A 16990-nucleotide genomic window follows, 5' to 3' on the forward strand; every position below is an offset into this window, starting at 1 on the left:
TATGCGAAAATTTTTAGTTATATCAATACCAATTGTTACGACTGTATTATTTATTCTAGTGATGTTAAGTGACAAAGTTCTGAAAAATCCACTGACTAATGATGATAATATACCTGCTGTAATAGATTCAATAAGAGACGAAATCAAAAAAGATAATTGGGCAGAGGCAAGTAATAAAGCCTTACAATTGACAAACACTTGGGACAAAATTACTAAAAGAGTCCAATTCAGTGCCGAAAAAGATGAAATAAACGGCTTTTATAAAAGCCTAGCAAGGTTAAACGGCGCAATAGAGGCGAAAGATATGTCCGATGCGTTTATGGAGCTTAATGAGGCATACGAGCATTGGGTTAATTTGGGAAAGTAAAATCAAACAAAGCGTTCTTGCATATTGGCAAGATTATCAAAAAACAAGGATTTTTCCTTTATGGATAGTCCTTGTTTATTTTATATGAACCACAAGTTTTTTATTCTTGTTCTATTCTTCTCCGCCTTTTTTTTATTAATTCTTTGAAATCTATCTCCATAATAAAAATGCTTGCAATCATCAGTGCTGCGCCAAAATATGCCTTAAATGTAAGAACCTCTTTTGCAAACGCAAATGCCACTATTCCTGCGAAGACAGTTTCAAGAGAAAAAATTACACCTACGTGGGATGCTGTAGTATATTGCTGGGCAATGGCCTGCACTACAAATGCCACTCCCGTACATAATATTGCCAAAAATAACACAGATGCCCATATGTTCGGCTGTGTTGGGAAGTGAGGTTTTTCAAATATAATTGCAAGCGTAAAATTCAAAACTCCAGTTACTCCCAACTGAAAAACTCCAAGCTGAAACGGGTCTACGTCTTCAAGAGAAACAGCTTTTTCAGTAATATTCAAATCAATGGCATATGCAAGCGCGCACATTACCGAAGCTGCATCTCCAAATAAATTACCTTGGTTAAGCGAAAAATTATCTTTTAATGTTAATAGAGCAATTCCAATGGTTGTCATAATTATCACCATAGTAAGTTTTTTATCAGGTGCCTTCTTATGAATTATACTTGACACAATAGGAGTAAACACAACAGCAAGCCCGCACAGAAAACTTGTGTTTGATAAAGTTGTATACATAACTCCAAAATTTGCACCTATGTACACCACAGTAAGTGCCGCACCAATTATAAGACTGTACTTCAATGTGTTTTTCGAAACATTTTTCAATTTTGGAAATGTCAATAATGCTGCAATAAAAAAAGCGATTAGAAATCTATGCGCATTCAACGTAAATGACCCCATATCTGACAGGCTTATATCAGAAAGATAATAAGAAATCCCCCAAAATATAGTTATCATCAGCAGCATAAGGTCTGCTTTTAATTGCTTAGTCATGGCTTCCCCCTGTATTTAATCATAACATATTATAACTCAATCTTAGTTTAAATGCCACCAATTAAATTTATTTTATTAAATAAAATATACCTGCATATAATTTATAAGCAGACATATTTTTCAAGGAGTACTATCTTGAAACGAAAAACCATTTTAATTGTTTATAACGTCCTGGTTTTATTTAATTTATATTTTATTATTGCCGCAGTATTTACTGCAATATATATAGCGATTGATTACGCAGGGCTTGGATACATCGCTGACCATTATGCAGCTGTTTCGAACCAGCAGCATACACCTATAGGCATTATCACTCGTTCCCTTTACTTCAGCTTCATTACATTATTTGCAGTAGGATACGGCGACATGACTCCCTTCGGGCTGTCAAGGGCTGTTTCAATGATTCAAGCGTTCGTAGGATTTATATTACCGTACGCAATAATATTAAATTACGCCATCATTAATCCTAATGTTATTAAATTTAAGAAATAGCTAATTCAATGCGTTAAATACTGAATTTAACAGCTCACTGTTGTAGTCCTGGCTGAGCTCCCAGATCATAACTCCTGCAAGGCCTTTGTCTTTAACGTATTCTGATTTCAATGCAATTGATTCTGCATCATCATAGCTTATAAAAATATTGTCCTTATAAATCCAAGGAACCATTGATTCTTCGCTGTACATTTTATTATAACTACCGTTCAAGTAATTTAGCATGATCGTGCTGTAACTCAGCGCCTCGCCTCCATTGCTCACTTGGTAAAGTCCACTGCTATCATGGGTCTCTACATTGTACAAATAACCATAAAATGGCACTCCAACAACAATCTTGTCTTTTGTAAACCCTGCGTTTATCCATAGCTCTACACTTGAATCAACACTTGCTTTGTACTGCGGAGACCATGCACTGCTGCTATAGAGCGGCGCATTAAAATCAGAATATGAATCCCACGGCCCATGAAGATCATAGGTCATAAGATTTGCATAGTCAACATATTCATTTATTTTAGAAGCTTCTATGTTTTCTAAGTAATAGCTGCTCGCTCCGCATGCTATGGTAAGAAGGTAATGTTTATTATCCTTGACCCCCTGTTCATCCAGTTTCTCACGTATTTCCTTAAGAAGAAGTGTAAAATTCTGCTTATCTTCAGGCCTATTAGAATTTCCCTCCAGACCTCCGCCTACTGGATATTCCCAGTCTAAATCTATCCCGTCAATGCCGTACTTGACTATAAAGTCCACACAGCTTTGAGCAAATATCTCTCTCGAAGAATCTGAGCTTGCTACATCCGAAAATTTTGCGGACCAATTCCATCCTCCAACAGAAATTAATATTTTTAAATCAGGGTTTATTCCCTTAAGCTCGTTTAACTTTTCAAAATTTTCCGGGTCCTTGTCAGGATATCCTAATTTTATTTTATTGTCCTGACCTATATAGGCAAATGCATAATTAATATGCGTTAGCTTTTGAGCATCAATATTATCCGGCGTAAATTCATCGTATGATTTCCACGCAGGATAGTATCCGATAATTTTAGCCGATTCAACTGACGTATCAGTTTTTACAACAATCGGTTCTCCTGCAGGCGACACGTTGTTATTTGCTGTTTCTGACCTTATATAAAATTCATATTCTGTATCTGGATTAAGGTTTTCTACCTTATATGTATTTGTTTTTGTTGAATCAATATATGTACTGTTCTTATAAATCTTGTAATTATTAATATTGCTGCTTTGTGGTTTGTCCCATTCCAAGGTGACTGAACTTTCAGTTACTTCCTTAACCGTTAAATTCACAGGTGATTCCGGAGCTTTTAAATTTTTATCCGCAAATACCGTATTATCAACCCTGTAACCTAAAAGTATTACAATTAGCAGCAATACTGCAATATTATTAATTTTAAGGTATTTCTTCATAACGTCTCCCTAAAGATATTTTTATAATTATACCATAAATTTTTTCATACCCCATCTGAAATTATTGGCAAGTTGTTTTGGCATTAGGAGGTTAACCATAATAAACCAAAGATTATAAATAAATAGAAACAATAAGTTTCATCACTCATATTATAAGTACATCAGGCTATAAGGAGGTTCATTTTGAATTTTACAGCCATTACCGACAGTGTTTTATCTCTTTTTATAATAATATTAGTTGGTTTTTACGGAAGCAAAAAAAAAATAATAACTCCAGAGCTTAACAAAGGTCTTACTGACATTCTTATTAAAATAGCTCTTCCTTTTATGATAGTATCTTCCTTCATGTTTTCATATGATGATTCTATTAAGTACAACGTTATTAAAACTTTTTACTACAGCCTTGGCGCCTATGCTGTTATGGCAGCTGTTTCATATGTCATGCTTACTCCTGTTAAAGGAGAAAAACGCACCGTTCTGCACTTTGCAAACATATTTGTGAATACCGGCTATGTGGGATTTCCCATACTTAATTCTGTATTCGGTGCTGAAGGCGTAATTTATGGTTCCATATTCAATGTTTTTTTTGTGATATTTGTATGGACCTACGGAATTATGCTTTACAGCGGAAATTTGGAAAAGGGTTATTTAAAAAAAGAAATCAAAAGCCTTTTGCTGAATCCATCCATAATAGCTGTTGCAGTCGGCATAATCCTGATGTCGTTGGAAATAAAAATTGAAGGTGCTCTACTGACAAGCATTAAAAGTATAGGAAGCATAACAGGTCCGATTTCTATGTTTATTATAGGTGTTATATTATCAAACATAAAATTGAAGAAATATTTAAAGGACTGGACAATATATTACGGAATATTAATTAAATCAATAGTTATTCCGGTTGTTATTTACTTGCTGTCTCTTCTGCTGAAAGACAGTTCTAAAGCTGTCTATTCGATCGTTATAATGACTGCCATGCCAGCCTCCGCCATGACATCAATTTTAGCTGAAAATTACAACAAAGAAAGAGAATTTGCCGCAATAATTGTTTCTGCAACGACTCTTATATCTTTACTAACAGTTCCCGTACTTATTAAGCTTATTATGTAAAACTCCCCCTCGACTCTATCGTACCGAGAGGGATCTTCTATATGCTACTTAGGTTCAACCACGGTCAAACTATCTGCTCACAATCCTATAATATGTCCTTGCGGTAATCTTATATACAAGTGCATACATAATCGAAAATATTATAATAGTAACGACTGTGCAAACTGCAAATAATGGTACATTTGTAAGATTAAATATTGCCAGCAGTCTTGTTATAACTTTAAAAGAAAACGCAATATGAACCGCTGTCATTAAGAGAGGAAGGAAGAATACCGACAAAACCTGATTTTTTATTGTATCTCTTACTTCTTTACTGCTCATTCCTACTTTCTGCATTATTTCAAATCTTTCTCTGTCATCATACCCTTCTGCAAGCTGTTTATAATAAATAATGAGCACCGTTGCCATGATGAAAAGCAATCCCAAAAATATTCCCAGAAAAAACAATCCACCATAGAGACTGTAAAATGAATTTCTATATTCATCAACACTTTGTACATATGTGGGAACATCTATCCCTTCAAATATACTTTTTAGCCCTTTGACTGCTTCTATTCGATAATTTTCATCTGCATCCGTGTCAAATCCGTAAAAATATGACAGTTCTTCCATTTTATTTTCGTCAGTATTAAATAAATTATATATCTTCTCAATGGTGCTCGTGTTATCAACTACCACATAGCTGCTGTATGTCATTGTATCAACCTTTTCAATCACGGAATCAAACGAATTCATATATTCATTTACAGATATTTTATACCCGTTAAAATCCAAGTTGTTTCCCTTAACATCACCATCAGCACTGAATACAAGGGCTTCTCCTTCTTCTAGTGAAACCGACCTAGCTTCAAGTTTGTTGTACTCGTCCTGCGTCATAAAAATAAGGACATAAAAATTATCTGACGCATAAGATTCATTAGTGGCGGGCATAAACACAGCTCCATCTCTCACTGCATATACACTCATGGATCGATATCTGACAATATTCTTTTGCTCCAGCTTGTATTCAGATGAAACCATATTTATATACCAATCCAATTCCTCAGCTTTTTCTTCCGACACATTGTCCGCACTGATCAAAATATTTCGCTGAAATCTACCTCTTAAAGCATCCTCTACCCCCACATACAATGAAATTGTAGATGAAATCATTATAATCACAGCAGTGGATAAAATACATATATTTGCAAGCCCTGCCGCGTTTTGTTTCATTCTGTACATCATTCCCGAAACAGAAATAAAGTGTTTTGAATTATAGTAATATTTTTTGTTGTTTCTAAGCATTTTCAGCACCGCAATACTTCCTGCCGTAAATAAGCAGTATGTCCCAACCATTACAAGTAATACAGCAATAAAAAATAAGTTGAGAGCGGCCAAAGGAGATTCAACGGTAATCGCAATATAATAACCGGCTGCTAGAGTTATGATTCCAATGAGAGCAATTATCCACTTTGTCTTTGGTTCTTTTTCCCCTGTTTTTCCACCTTTCAATAACTCAATCGGATTTGATAAATGAACCTGATGAATATTGTAAGCAAGGTTTATAACAAATATACCGCTGAACAGCAGGACTGTTACCAGCACAGATGTCGCAGGAATTTCAAAACCAAATACAGCTTCAATGGAAATTAATTTAAATAAGAACAATATTATAAGTTTGCTGAGAAGAATCCCCGAAAGTATTCCTGCCAATATTGCAACAGCCGCAGTAATCAATGTTTCATAAAACATTATTTTGGCCACATGTTTTTTTTCCATTCCCAGCACATTAAACAGTCCAAATTCTTTTTTTCGCTGTTTGATTAAAAAGCTATTTGTGTAAAATAAAAATATGGTAGAAAAAATCCCAATTACTATAGCCCCCAAGTACATAATAGCTCTTAGAGACTCACTGTCACTGACAATTCCTATACTGTCAGCAACAGTAAGAAAGCTCATGTTATAAAACATCATAATTGTTCCTATGCATGCAAAGATATAAGGAATATACATCTTTGAGTTTTTTTTAATATTGTTCAAGGCTAACTTCTGATAAAAAAATTTACTCATTTTGCACCCCCCCGGTTGCAATCATAGTCAAAGTATCCGATATTTTTTGATACATGTCCTCATTAGACATATTTGCCCTGTATATTTGATGATATATGCTTCCGTCTTTTATGAACAGCACTCTTTTAGCATGACTTGCAGCCTTCACACTGTGGGAAACCATAAGAATAGTCTGCCCATCTTTGTTCAGTTCACTGAACAGCTTTAAGACCTCGTCGGAAGAGCGTGAATCAAGAGAACCAGTAGGTTCGTCAGCAAGTATTACCTCAGGTTTTGTAATAAGCGCCCTCGCTATGGCAGCTCTCTGCTTTTGTCCTCCTGAGATTTCATAAGGGTATTTATTTAAAATTTCTTCAATACCAAGTCTTTTGGAAATCGGTTTTAATTTATCTCTCATTTCTTCATATTTTTCCCCTGCCAGAACCAACGGAAGAAAAATATTATCACGCACTGAAAATGTGTCTAGCAAATTGAAATCCTGAAAAACAAAACCAAGATTATCTCTCCTAAATGCTGATATTTCCTTTTCGTCGATTGATACTATATTTTTCCCATTTAATAATACTTCTCCGCTTGTCGGCTTATCGAGAGAGGCAAGTATATTCAGCAAAGTTGTTTTACCCGAACCCGATTCACCCATGATCGCTGTATATTCTCCACGTTCAACTGAAAATGATATGTTTGCCAATGCCTGAACAGGATTTCCCGCAAATCTTGTTGAATATATTTTCTTTAAATTATTTACTTCTAATAGTGACATAGCTTCCTCCTTAAATTTACTTCCTGTTCATAATATCAAAAAAGAAAAATGCACTGCCATAACTTCAGCTTACATTTCCCCTATCATCCTTACAGTTTAGTAAGGTTATTCAAATTCAACGTTTTGAGTTTCAAGTTTTACTTTTACTTTTGTTCCCTTTCCTACTTCCGACTCAATTTCAATTGAATGCGACAGCCTGTTCAATATCTGCCTGCACAAATACAATCCAATTCCCGTTGATTTTTTATCTGCTCTGCCGTTGTATCCAGTGTAGCCCTTTTCAAAAACTCTCGGCAAATCTTCCTTTTCAATTCCTATTCCCGTATCTTCAATAACCAGCGTACATGGCCTAGTTTCATCCATGTATATTGAAATTTCGCCGGAGTTGGTGTATTTAAGCGAATTGGAAATTAATTGCTCAATAACGAATACAAGCCACTTTTCATCAGTCAAAACATACATATTTAAATTTTCGTATACTAAATTTATTTTTTTACGAATAAATAATTTGGAATATTTCCTTACAACCTGCTTAACCATATTATCAAGGGAATATTTTTTAAACAATAAATCAGAATTTAAATTTTCGAGCCTGATATACTGAAGTACCATTTCCACATATTGCTCCGTTTTAAAAAGCTGCTCCAAAAGCTCCTCATTTATCTCAGATTTTTCGGATTGTAGTATCAGGCGCATTGCTGAAATCGGAGTTTTTATCTGATGTGCCCATATTGTGTAGTAATCAAGCATATTTGAATAGCTTTTATTTTTTTCATTAATAATATCAACCCTGTGCCTGTCTATTTTTTTAATTAATTCCTGATAGTCTTCTTCAATTATGCTTAATGTATCCGGAAATTTATAATCAGATACACAGATATTGTCCATTATTTCTTTAAGGGCCCTGTGCCGTTTGTAAAATTTAACAAAGCACAGCATATATACTGCCGCAATAAAGGCAACTGTTAATAAAACTGCATAAAGTATAGGTTCTAATGGCAACGAATAAAGAAAAAAAACTGATACAAAGATAATCAGCGATATAACTCCAGATACTGCAAAAAAGATATTTTGCTTTAAATATAATAAGAACATTTTGAATACATCACTCATATTATTCCACCATATATCCCATTCCCTTTTTTGTTTTAATAAAATTTTCAAGACATATTTCAGACAACTTTTTGCGAAGACGTGTCATATTTACCGTAAGAGTATTATCATCAATAAATTGGTCGTTTTCCCAAAGGTGTTGCATAATTTCATCTCTGGAAACCGCAGTTCCCATGTTTTCCATAAGTATCTGCAAAATTTTGTATTCATTTTTTGTCAATTCAATCCTATTCTTTTCGTATGTCAGTGATGCATCGCTCATGTTTAAAATAACACCATTATATTCTATGGTGTTCATCTGTCCGTGCAGAGAATATGACCTTCGCAAAAGAGCTCCCAGCTTTGCCGTAAGAACATTCAAATCAAAAGGCTTTGCAATAAAATCATCTCCGCCCATATTAATTGCCATTACAATATTCATATTATCTGAAGCAGAGGATATAAACATTATTGGAATCTTTGAAATTTTACGAATTTCGCTACACCAGAAAAAGCCGTTATAAAAAGGAAGCATAACATCAAGCAGAACAATATGAGGTTCAAATTTCTTGAAATCTTCAATTATATTTTTAAAATTGTCCACACAAAACACATTATAGTCCCACTTTGAAAGATGAGCCTTCAAGGTTTTTGCAATAGTTAAGTCATCCTCCACAATCATAATTCTATACATAATTCCTCCAAAAAACACATTGTTTATTATGTTAGTATAATTCCATTTCCATTTATTATCAATAAAATTAACGAAAAAATCCGGTTTGCTTAAACCGGATTTTTTTTAACTAGCCTGCAATTGCAAAATAACCTATAACTATTGCTCCCAAAATAATTCTATACCACCCGAATGCTTTAAAATCGTTGTTCTTTATATACTTCATTAAAAATCTGATAGCTGCCAGCGATACAACAAAAGCTACAACCATACCCGTCAATAATACCGCCAGCTCCAGCCCTGTAAAATTCAGTCCAAATTTAAACAGCTTCAGAGCACTGGCTCCGAACATAACAGGAATTGACAGGAAGAAAGAATATTCCGCAGCTATGTATCTTGAGCTCCCCAGTATTATTGCTCCCAAAATGGTAGCACCGGAACGCGATGTGCCCGGAACAAGTGATAATACCTGAAAGACTCCTATACCCAATGCCATCATATAAGACATTTCACTGAAGCTTTTTATCTTGGAGCTTTTTCCTCTATTGCGATTCTCAATCACTATGAAAAGTATACCATATATAATAAGGGTAACTGCCACGGTTTGGAAATTATAAAAATTTTCGTCAAACCAATCATCAAACAGTAATCCAAGAACTGCCGCCGGCAGCACTCCTACAATAACCTTTAACCATAGCAGTATGGTATCTTTTTTCTGCTTTGAAGTCTTTCTCGGCGAAAAAGGATTCAGCCTGTGAAAATATAACAGAACCACTGCCATAATAGCGCCGAGCTGAATAACCACCCTGAACATTTCCATAAATGCTTCAGATGCATTAAATTTAATAAACTCCTCTACAAGTATCATGTGTCCTGTGCTGCTTATAGGAAGCCACTCTGTAATTCCTTCCACTATTCCCAAAAACGCTGCCTTTAATAATTCAATGTACATTTAATTTCCTCCAAATTCTATGCAAGTAAAGCACACGGCATTTCCGTGTTAAATCGGATAAAAATCCGGTACAACCTAAATAATGCACTACCATATTAATATAATACCATTCTATGTATAAAATCAATAGTTAATTCAGACATTTAGAAATAAGGAGTTGATCGTCTTTTTTCTGGTTATTAAAAATTACAAATAAAAAGAGACCTTATATCTCGCAGGTCTCTCTTATAATCAATTAATTAAAACTTTGTTCAGTTCTATCTATTATCTCATCCTGAAGTGCTTTTTCAAGATTGTTAAAGTGGTCTGAATATCCCGCTACCCTAACAATCAGATCCTTGTATTCATCAGGATGCTTCTGTGCATCTAGAAGCGTGCTTCTGTCAACTACATTAAACTGTATGTGATGGCCTTCCATTTCAAAGTACGCTCTTACAAGAGCAGATACATTATCAATTCCTTCCTGTCCAGCTATTGATGAAGGTGTGAATTTCTGGTTAAGCAACGTTCCTCCAGTTGATGTATGATCCATCTTTGCACATGAATTAATTACTGCAGTTGGACCGTTTCTGTCAGCACCTTTTTCAGGAGAAATTCCATCTGTAACAGGTTTTTCGTTAAGCCTTCCGTTTACTGAAGCTGTCATTACAGAACCGAAATAAATATGGCATGTTGTAGGGAGCATATCTATCTGGTAAGTCCCTCCGCACACAGTCTTTCTTCCTCTTATTCTGTCTCTTATATTAGTAAATATATCAAGCATTATATTATCTGCATAATCATCATCATTGCCGTATTTAGGAGTATGGTTCAATACTAAATTATGAAGCATTTCGTATCCTTCAAAATTAGCTTTAGTAGCTGCAACCAGCTCACTCATTGTGAAACGTTTCTGCTCATATACATTGTATTTTACAGATGCAAAACAGTCTGTAATTGTCCCTATACCTACTACCTGTATATATCTAGTGTTGTACTTAGATCCGCCTGCATTATAATCTCTTCCGCTTTCCATACAGCCTGTTGTAAGAACTGACATGAACGGCGAAGGCATGTGCTCAGCAAATATTTTTTCAATTACGTTATTTCCTCTTATTTTAACGTTGATAATATATTCAAGCTGTTTATAAAATGCTTCTCTTAACTCATCGAAAGTTTTAAATTCTTCAGGATTACCAGTTTTTAATCCTATTTGCTTGCCAGTATACTTATCGTATCCGTTATTCATCATAAGTTCAAATACTTTCGGAACATTCAGATACCCTGTGAGAACATATGCTTCTCTTCCGTGGCAACCTGTTTCAACACATCCGCTTGAGCCACCAAATCGTGCATCTTCCAATGTCTTTCCAGCATTCATAAGCTCGCTAATTAATTCTTCAGTATTGTAAAATGCAGGCTGTCCCCAGCCTTTTCTGGATATTTCAACAGCTCTATTCAAGAATTCATCAGGTGTCTTTTCACTTATTTGTACATTGGAACTTGGCTGTAACAATCTCATTTCATCCATTGTATCAAGTATGATATAAGATACGTCATTTACACCGTCTTCACCTGTATATGGATTTATACCACCGGTATTTAAATTTGCAAAATCAGTGTATGTTCCGCTTTCTTTTAAAGTTATTCCAACTTTTGGAGGTGCAGGTTGGTTGTTGAATTTAATCCAAATGCATTCCATCAGTTCTCTGGCCTTATCATAATCGATTATGCCGGCTTCTGAATCATTTTTGTAAAACGGATATAAATATTGATCAAGCCTTCCAGGTGAAAATGCATCCCATGTATTCGTTTCTGTTGTAACCCCTATATGAACAAACCAGTACATCTGCAATGCCTGAGCATATGTTTCAGGCTTGTGTGCCGGTACTACATCACAATTGCCAGCAATCCACAGAAGTTCTTTTTTCCTGTTAGCATCTGTTTCTTTTTCAGCTAACTCTCTGGCATATGCTGCATATCTCTGTCCGTAAATTATTATTGCATCACAAGAAATAGCCATTGCTTCAAGCTGTGCTTTTTTGTCATATGCATTAGCATCATTTAAAAAATCTAATTGTTCTATAGTTTCTTCTATTTCTTTTTTAAACTCCAAAAATCCCTTTTTATAAAATTTATCGTCTGCAACAGTATGCCCTGGCGCTCTTTGTTCCATAAACTCCGTAAACATTCCAGCTGCGTAGCAATCTTTCCACTCCTGAGTCATAGAAGCTAAAATTTTATCTCTAGTAGATTTGTTCTGCCAATATGGAAGAATTTTTTCTGCCTGAACCCCCTTGTCTTCTTCGTTAACCTTAAAATTAATATATTTTCGGTCGTTCATTACCGTCATATCTTCTACAGTGTGTGCGCAAAGCTCCGGAAATGTAGGAACAACCTGTGGCCCTTCACTTTTTTCTCCAACTATCAGTTCCCCTTCGCCAATGTAAAGCTTTCTTTTTTCCATATAATTTTTAAAATTCATCGCACGAAGTACCGGCGTTTCAACTGCACCAAAATATTTTTGATAAAATTCAGTTTCCAGCAATGCTCTTTCAAGGCTAACCCTTGGCTGTGTCGTTACGCTTTCCTGTCTTAATTTTTTAGTCCTTTCAGTGTATCCTCTCATACTAACCTCCTATTTTTACTTCATATCCTTCATCTATAAACATGTTTTTAAATTGCTGAAGTTTTTCGTCAGATGGCTTAGACATTATCTCTTCTTCATAAGAAATGCCAAGCTTTTTATATTTGTGCATCGCTATATCATGATACGGCAATAAGTTGACTTTTTTTATATTAAGCTTTTTAATAAACTCTATTGTTTTCTTAATATGATTTTCATTGGCATTTATTCCTTCAATTATGGGCATCCTTATATTTATGCCGTCATGAAGCTCTGACAACTTTTCCAGATTGCTTAAAATTAATTTGTTTGACGTTCCGATATAGCGCTTATGCTTTTCATCATCCATAAGCTTAATATCATACAAGAACAAATCTGTATATTCTGATATTCGCTGCAAACTGTCATAGTTTACTGCACCGCTGGTATCAACTGCAGTATGAATATTCTCGGCTTTTAATCTCTTCAGGAATTCCTCTACAAAATCTATCTGCGCCAAAGGCTCTCCGCCGGAAACGGTTACCCCTCCTCCAGACTTGTTATAAAACACTCTATCCTTCAAAGCCTCTTTCATTATTTCTTCGATTGTATACTCTTTGCCCACAACCTGTCTTGCACCTGGTATGCAGTAAATTTCACATAAACCACAGTGCTTACACAACTTTTCATCAGTTGTAACAACGTTATTTTTTACGCTTATTGCATTTTCCGGACATGCTTCTTGACAATTCAAACATGAAACACATTTGTCCTTATCAAAAAGCACTTGTTTATTATATTTTTGGCTTTCTGGATTGTGACACCACAGGCAGCTTAGGGGACATCCCTTAAAAAAAAATGTTGTCCTTATGCCCGGGCCGTCATGAACAGAAAATTTTTGAATGTTAAAAATATTAGCTTTAGTCATACACACTCCAATTTATATATTCATATATATGCTTGCAATTTTCTTGCCAAGAAAATACATGTTAAAATTTCAATATATGTATTATATATCGTATTTTTTGTACAAATATTTCACATAACATGTGACGGTTTTTTTGACATGTGTATCAATATATTTATTTGCATTTTACGACTCTCATTGCTCAAGAATTATAGCAGTTCAGAAACTTCACCCTCCTTAACATAAATTTTGCAGTTTCTAATAAGGTAGCAAATATTATGCCAATATTAGCAAAATATTACGCATCAGGAAAACACTTACTTTTAGAGTATAGGTAGAATAGCTCTATTTTTAACATGCATAAATTCCAGACAAAAAATGTAAGCTTTTTATTACACATGTATAGAAGGCCATAATAAGATTTAACTATTTACTTAAATTATATTTGTGTTATAATAGCCATAATAAAAAAACTTCAGGTGATTTTATGGATTATAAAAATATATTAAAACTGGTTTCCGAAAATCTGTATTGCGGTATATTTATAGTAGATAAGAACGGGAAAGTCATTTTCTACAACCAATCAATACATGACTTGGCTGGGCTTAAAGTGGAAAACGCTATCGGAAAACATCTTCTGGAAATATTTCCTCGACTGACCGAAGAAACCAGTACAATAATGAGAACGCTGAAAACCGGCGAGAGTTTAAAAAACTATGTTCAAAATTATTATAACTATCAGGATCGAAAGGTTACTATTTTTTCAAGCACTATACCCTTACATGAAAATGGTCAGCTAGAAGGTGTTATTGAAATTTTTTCTGATGTTGAAAAATATAATAATTTGAATAAAAGCAAAAAACGAAATAAAGTTAACGGAAAAGCCGTATACACTTTAGACAATATTATCGGAAGCAGTAGTTTAAAGGTCGATTTAAAAAATAAAATCAAGAAAACTGCCAACAGCAATTCGCCTGTTCTTGTTTACGGAGAAACCGGAACCGGAAAGGAACTTGTTGTTCAATCCCTTCACAATGAAAGCAACAGGCGTGGAAAACCTTTTATCGCGCAAAACTGTGCCGCGATTCCAAGTACATTGTTTGAAAGTATACTATTCGGGACAAAGCTGGGAAGCTTTACAGGCGCACAAAATTCTATGGGACTTATTGAAGCGGCAGATGGCGGAACGCTGTTCCTTGATGAAATAAATTCAATGGATATAACATTACAGGCTAAACTGCTGAGGTTCCTTCAGGAAAATCAAATCAGAAGAATAGGTGATAACACGGCACATGATGTAGACGTAAGAATAATCACCGCATTAAACGAAAATCCCTATGAGGCAATTAAATCAGGAAAATTAAGAAGCGACCTGTTTTACAGATTGAACGCCATTAACTTCTACGTAGCTCCTTTGAGAGAATGCAAAAGCGATATTGTTGAACTAAGCAACTACTTTTTACACCATTTCAGCCAAAAATTAAATAAGAATATAGCAGGGTTTTCTGACGAAGTACTGCTTTTTTTCCAAAACTATTCATGGCCCGGAAACGTAAGAGAACTCAGGCATTCAATTGAGCATGCAATTAACATTACAGAAGGCAACATAATAACCATGAACGACATGCCGGATTACGTTATTATCAATCAGCAAAAGGACATTATAAAATGTTGCAATTCTGATATCCCTTTAGCAAGCCCTGCCTACACAGGGCCACTGTACGAGCAAGTAGAAAAATTTGAAAGAAATGTAATAGTTAACGCGCTAAAGCAATATGGCTGCAATATATCAAAAACTTCTAAGAAATTAGGTGTGCCCAGACAGACCTTATATTATAAAATGGACAAATTAAAAATCCGGATGGATAAGACTCCAGAATAAATAACAGCATAAAAAAAATATGACACAACTACACTTCTGCATTTGAAAGCATATAACAAGTCCTGTGCGAAAAATCGCACAGGGCTTGTTCGTATAATTAGTTTACAAACACCTTACTTATCAATTATTGCTCCGGGCTTAATAATAGATGCACCATACTTTTTACGTATATCGTAAATAGTTTTTTCTATCATATCTGTTTTGTTTGAATTCATGTCTCTGCTGTCTTCACACACATCAAACAACGATATTTGTTCTGATTCATAATTTTCAAATCCGCTGAGACTTATTCCTATAAGCCGTATGGGTTCGCGATTCCAGTTTTTTTCAAAAAGCTTTACCCCGGCAGAATATATATCTCTTACCAGACATGTAGCCAGAACCGTCATCTGCCTTGTAATACTTTTAAAATCAGAATACTTTATGCTTATTTGTACGGTACGTCCTTTTTTTGCATGACTGCGTGCCGTCATACCCACACTGTCCGAAAGCTCAAATAATACAGCCTTTATATATTCCATATCAGTTGTATCATGAGGAAGAGTAGTGGATCTTCCAATTGATTTCATGTCTCCGTCCGAGTTGCATTTGACTGGTGATAGGTCTATTCCGTTAGCCAAAAGTGAAATCTCTAAACCCATTTTACCAAGTTTTTTTACAAGGTATTCTCTGTCAAACACAGCTAGATTCATAATTGTGTATATTCCCATACCCTGAAGTTTAAAGGCTGTCTTCTTACCGACACCATACATACTTCCTACAGGTAAAGGCCACATTTTTTCCTTTATGTCCTTTATCCAAAGTTCGGTAATGCCATGAGGTTTCTTCATTTCCGATGCCATTTTTGCTAAAAATTTATTTTCAGAAATTCCGATAGAGCACCATAGATTTAATTCGTTATTAATTCTGCGCATAATTTTTTCAGCCGCCTCACGTGGCTCGCCAAAAATCCCTCCGCATCCAGTCATATCAAGCCAGGCCTCATCGATACTGTTTTGTTCTATGACAGGCGTAAATGATGACAAAATCTCCATTACTTCTCTTGATTTCTGGTGGTAGAAACCATGATCCGGAGGAATTACAACTAATTCAGGGCAAAGTTTGTAAGCATCCTTGAGAATCATAGTTGTTTTGATTCCGCGTTTTCTTGCCTCATAATTTGCTGTTAGAATTATTCCCGATCTGTTTTCGGGATCACCTGCCACAGCTGCAGGTTTTCCTGTGATTTCAGGATGTCTGGTTTGTTCGCAGCTTATAAAAAAAGCATTCATATCAACTAAAAAAACTACTCTATCCAAATTATCACCTACTGTGAATCTGTTCCGAATCCTGACATTGTAAGGAAACCAATCTTAAAAAATGATTCAACATCAATTACAACATCATTATCTTCAGGCATGTATACGGTTTTTGAAACATAGACATCTATTCCATCAATATTCACCTTATTGTACTCTTCTGCAGATTTTGGCTTTTTTGCAAACACCTCTGGAACGGGAACAACTGCAAAGTCTCCGTTAGTTCTGTATCCCGGAAACTCGATTACAATGGATGCTTTTCCTTTTTTCTCGAGATACTTCAAAGCTTTCTCAGTTATCTTGATTTTATCGTATTTTGTTTCCATACATACATCCTTTTTTTAATATTTTATCTATTATATCATAAATTTTAGATATGCAAATTAAAATCCA

General features: G+C 35.0%; 15 protein-coding genes. 4 read left to right on the plus strand and 11 right to left on the minus strand.

Annotated features, from left to right (window positions below; all coding sequences use genetic code 11):
- Position 1: 1 nt before the first annotated feature.
- On the plus strand, positions 2-367 hold the full coding sequence (locus tag RBQ61_RS00310; RefSeq protein WP_308138561.1) for a DUF4363 family protein: 366 nt from the start codon (positions 2-4) through the stop codon (positions 365-367).
- 100 nt (positions 368-467) lie between these two features.
- Here RBQ61_RS00310 and RBQ61_RS00315 read toward each other — a convergent pair whose 3' ends face one another.
- Positions 468-1376, minus strand: a complete 909-nt coding sequence (locus RBQ61_RS00315) for a DMT family transporter (protein ID WP_308138562.1) — start codon at positions 1374-1376, stop codon at positions 468-470.
- A 135-nt stretch (positions 1377-1511) separates the two neighbouring features.
- Between RBQ61_RS00315 and RBQ61_RS00320 the strand changes: the two genes are divergently transcribed.
- Positions 1512-1868, plus strand: a complete 357-nt coding sequence (locus RBQ61_RS00320; protein ID WP_308138563.1) for an ion channel — start codon at positions 1512-1514, stop codon at positions 1866-1868.
- Here the strand turns inward: RBQ61_RS00320 and RBQ61_RS00325 are convergent, their stop codons facing one another.
- Positions 1869-3293, minus strand: coding sequence for a glycosyl hydrolase family 18 protein (locus RBQ61_RS00325; RefSeq protein ID WP_308138564.1), 1425 nt, complete (start codon positions 3291-3293; stop codon positions 1869-1871).
- 183 nt (positions 3294-3476) lie between these two features.
- On the opposite strand from RBQ61_RS00325, the gene RBQ61_RS00330 reads away from it, so the two are divergent.
- On the plus strand, positions 3477-4400 hold the full coding sequence (locus RBQ61_RS00330; RefSeq protein WP_308138565.1) for an AEC family transporter: 924 nt from the start codon (positions 3477-3479) through the stop codon (positions 4398-4400).
- Positions 4401-4469: 69 nt separating this feature from the next.
- Here the strand turns inward: RBQ61_RS00330 and RBQ61_RS00335 are convergent, their stop codons facing one another.
- The 7 genes from RBQ61_RS00335 to RBQ61_RS00365 form a co-directional block, all read right to left on the minus strand.
- Complete coding sequence (locus tag RBQ61_RS00335; RefSeq protein WP_308138566.1) at positions 4470-6449, minus strand: ABC transporter permease; 1980 nt, start codon at positions 6447-6449, stop codon at positions 4470-4472.
- Positions 6442-7209, minus strand: a complete 768-nt coding sequence (locus RBQ61_RS00340) for an ABC transporter ATP-binding protein (protein ID WP_308138567.1) — start codon at positions 7207-7209, stop codon at positions 6442-6444. The genes RBQ61_RS00335 and RBQ61_RS00340 overlap by 8 nt, the downstream gene beginning before the upstream one ends.
- A gap of 105 nt (positions 7210-7314) precedes the next feature.
- Positions 7315-8322: a HAMP domain-containing sensor histidine kinase gene (locus tag RBQ61_RS00345; RefSeq protein ID WP_308138568.1), complete on the minus strand. Its 1008-nt coding sequence runs from the start codon at positions 8320-8322 to the stop codon at positions 7315-7317.
- Between the two features lies 1 nt (position 8323).
- Positions 8324-8995: a response regulator transcription factor gene (locus tag RBQ61_RS00350; protein WP_308138569.1), complete on the minus strand. Its 672-nt coding sequence runs from the start codon at positions 8993-8995 to the stop codon at positions 8324-8326.
- Between the two features lie 109 nt (positions 8996-9104).
- Positions 9105-9926 carry an undecaprenyl-diphosphate phosphatase gene (locus RBQ61_RS00355; protein WP_308138570.1) on the minus strand — a complete coding sequence of 274 codons (822 nt, stop codon included), beginning with the start codon at positions 9924-9926 and terminating at the stop codon, positions 9105-9107.
- A gap of 235 nt (positions 9927-10161) precedes the next feature.
- A complete protein-coding gene (gene hypD, locus RBQ61_RS00360) occupies positions 10162-12534 on the minus strand; it encodes a trans-4-hydroxy-L-proline dehydratase (RefSeq protein ID WP_308138571.1) in 2373 nt (790 codons plus the stop codon).
- Position 12535: 1 nt separating this feature from the next.
- Complete coding sequence (locus RBQ61_RS00365; protein ID WP_308138572.1) at positions 12536-13438, minus strand: trans-4-hydroxy-L-proline dehydratase activase; 903 nt, start codon at positions 13436-13438, stop codon at positions 12536-12538.
- Positions 13439-13904: 466 nt separating this feature from the next.
- On the opposite strand from RBQ61_RS00365, the gene RBQ61_RS00370 reads away from it, so the two are divergent.
- Positions 13905-15299 carry a sigma-54-dependent Fis family transcriptional regulator gene (locus tag RBQ61_RS00370; RefSeq protein ID WP_308138573.1) on the plus strand — a complete coding sequence of 465 codons (1395 nt, stop codon included), beginning with the start codon at positions 13905-13907 and terminating at the stop codon, positions 15297-15299.
- A 113-nt stretch (positions 15300-15412) separates the two neighbouring features.
- Here RBQ61_RS00370 and RBQ61_RS00375 read toward each other — a convergent pair whose 3' ends face one another.
- Both RBQ61_RS00375 and RBQ61_RS00380 read right to left on the minus strand, forming a co-directional pair.
- Positions 15413-16597, minus strand: a complete 1185-nt coding sequence (locus RBQ61_RS00375) for a DNA polymerase IV (protein ID WP_308138574.1) — start codon at positions 16595-16597, stop codon at positions 15413-15415.
- Between the two features lie 8 nt (positions 16598-16605).
- On the minus strand, positions 16606-16923 hold the full coding sequence (locus tag RBQ61_RS00380; protein ID WP_308138575.1) for a CC/Se motif family (seleno)protein: 318 nt from the start codon (positions 16921-16923) through the stop codon (positions 16606-16608).
- Positions 16924-16990: the final 67 nt, after the last annotated feature.

Origin of the sequence: Sedimentibacter sp. MB35-C1 (genome assembly GCF_030913635.1) — a bacterium.
In the GTDB taxonomy this organism is placed as follows: Bacteria; Bacillota; Clostridia; order Tissierellales; family Sedimentibacteraceae; genus Sedimentibacter.